General features: G+C 64.5%; 2 protein-coding genes and 1 pseudogene. 1 reads left to right on the top strand and 2 read right to left on the bottom strand.

The features are described 5' to 3' along the window. Nucleotides 1-345, bottom strand: a 345-nt coding sequence (locus AC2VON_RS15645) for a tRNA-dihydrouridine synthase (protein WP_486953772.1), incomplete at its 3' end; no start/stop codon positions are given. A gap of 23 nt (nucleotides 346-368) precedes the next feature. Continuing rightward, the gene (locus AC2VON_RS15640) at nucleotides 369-1370 is read right to left on the bottom strand and encodes an acyl-ACP desaturase (RefSeq protein WP_486953771.1); all 1002 of its coding nucleotides are present in this window, start codon (nucleotides 1368-1370) and stop codon (nucleotides 369-371) included. A gap of 252 nt (nucleotides 1371-1622) precedes the next feature. On the opposite strand from AC2VON_RS15640, the pseudogene AC2VON_RS15635 reads away from it, so the two are divergent. Next, nucleotides 1623-2441: pseudogene (locus AC2VON_RS15635) on the top strand (oxygenase MpaB family protein); the annotation flags it as partial.

The following is a 2441-nucleotide window of genomic DNA, read 5'->3' as shown; positions in this document are numbered from 1 at the left end:
CCGGGTCACCTTGGGCACCGGGCAGCCGAAGTTCATGTCGACGTGGTCGGCGAGGCCTTCGTCGGCGATCATCCGCACCGCGGCGTAGGTGGTGTCTGGGTCGACGGTGTAGAGCTGCAGCGAGCGCGGCGACTCGTCGGGTGCGAACGACGTCATGTGCAGGGTGGCCGGATGACGCTCGACGAGGGCACGGGCGGTGACCATCTCGCACACGTACAACCCGCTGACCGTTCCGGCTCGGGACTGCTCCAGCTCTCGGCAGAGCGTCCGGAATGCGACGTTCGTCACACCCGCCATCGGCGCCAGCACCACCGGACTGGCGAGCGCGATCGGGCCGATCCGCAGTCGGGTGCCGGGCCGCTGGCCGATCAGGACGCCGATGACGCGAGCACCTCTTTTCGAGAGGCCAGCTTCTCGGCCTTGCGCGCCTCACGCTCGAGCCGGCGCTGCTTGGCCACCTCGAACTTGTCGCAGGCCTCCTCGAGTTCCCGCACGAGCAGGCCGATTTCGTCGCGATACCGCGCCGCCTCACCGGTCAGGTCCTCGCGTTCGAAGATGCGCCACTTCTTCAGCACCGGCATGACCACGTCATCGAGGTGGATCCGCGGGTCGTACACCCCGCCGACGGCGATGATCACGGCTTTGCGCCGAAAGTCCGGCACCGTGAAGCCGGGCATCTTGAAGTTGGCCAGCACCCGGTGCAGCGAGTACATCGCCTCTTGTGGCGCGACGTCGATCGCGGCGCCGCTGATGTCGCGGTAGAAGATCATGTGCAGGTTCTCGTCGTGGGAGATCTGCGCCAGCAGCTTGTCCGCGATCGTCTCGTTGCAGGCCTTGCCGGTGTTGCGGTGTGAAACCCGGGTGGCCAGCTCCTGGAACGTGACGTAGATGACCGAGTCGAACAGGTTCTCGGCGAACAGGTCGCCCTGCTGGTTCTGGCCCGGGCTGAAGCCGCGGGTGACCTGCTCCATCCGCATGGTTTCCAGCTCGATCGGGTCGACGTTGCGGGTGACGATCAGATAGTCGCGCAGCGCGATGCCGTGCCGGTTCTCCTCGGCGGTCCAGCGGTTGATCCAGGTGCCCCATGGGGCGTCCATGCTGTAATTCATCGCGATCTCGCGGTGGTACGACGGCAGGTTGTCCTCGGTGAGCAGGTTCTGCAGCATCGCCACCTGGGCGACCTCGGAGAGTTTGGCCTGCTCGGGCTCCCAGTCCTGGCCGCCGAGTGCGTAGTAGTTCTTGCCGTCCGACCACGGGATGTAGTCGTGCGGGTTCCAGTTCTTGACCATGGAGAAGTGCCGGTTGAGACCCTGCTCGACCACCGGCTGGAGCTCATGCAGCAGCTGAAGGTCAGTCATCTGTCGCGGCATCGGCCCTCCCGGTTATCTGTGTCCGCCAGTAGCATGCAATATATCTGTGTACGCCGGTAGCATCAAGTTCTTCGCGTGTGGCGCGGCATCACCTTTTGACAACGCCTTCGCCCCGGCGCAGGGTTTGGCGGTTCGCCAGCGGAACGCGAGACCAACGGCCCCGTCGTTGACCGGAAGTCGGCGCACCGCTAACCTCAACAGTGACAACGGTTGTAGTCAGAAATCATCTGCCACCGATCAGGGAACCCCACAGTGATTCAAGATACGTCTGAGGCTTGCTCGTTGACCGCCGGCGCCACCGCGTATGACGACCCGGCGCCGCTCGGCCCCGGATCACTGACCTGGCGATACTTCGGCGACTGGCGTGGCATGCTGCAGGGCCCGTGGTCGGGGTCGATGCAGAACATGCATCCACAACTGGGTGCTGCGGTCGAAGCCCACTCGACGTTCTTCCGGGAGCGCTGGCCGCGCCTGATGCGCTCGCTGTACCCGATCGGCGGAGTGGTCTTCGACGGCGACCGTGCCCCGATGACCGGTGCCGAGGTGCGCGATTACCACATCGGTATCAAAGGCGTGGATGCACAAGGCCGACGCTACAACGCACTGAATCCCGAGGTCTTCTATTGGGCGCATGCGACCTTCTTCGTCGGCACCCTGATCGTTGCGGAGCGGTTCTGCGGCGGAATCACCGAAGCCGAGAAGCGGCAGCTGTTCGACTAGCACAGCACCTTGAATCGCATGTACGCCATGAGCATGCGGCCGGTCCCGAACACCTGGGAGGAGTTCCAGGCCTACTGGGACCACATGTGCCGCCACGTGTTGGAGGACAACAAAGCCACTCGCGACGTGCTGGATCTCACCACACTGCCGAGACCTCCGTTTGCCCAATGGATTCCGGACTGGTTGTGGGCGGCGCAGCGCAAACTTGCAGCGCCGTTCTTCGTTTGGCTGACGGTGGGTCTCTACGATCCGCCGGTGCGCGAGCTGTTGGGCTACACCTGGTCACGCCGCGACGAATGGTTGCACCGCCGATTCGGCAACCTGGTCCGGCTGGTGTACGCCGTGGTGCCG

This window comes from Mycobacterium sp. TH-M82, assembly GCF_057473605.1.
This window is presented reverse-complemented; position numbering and strand designations above follow the sequence as displayed.

Coding starts and splice junctions, on each gene's coding strand:
- AC2VON_RS15640 (WP_486953771.1), bottom strand. CDS start 1,370: ATGCCGCGACAGATGACTGACCTTCAGCTGCTGCATGAGCTCCAGCCG.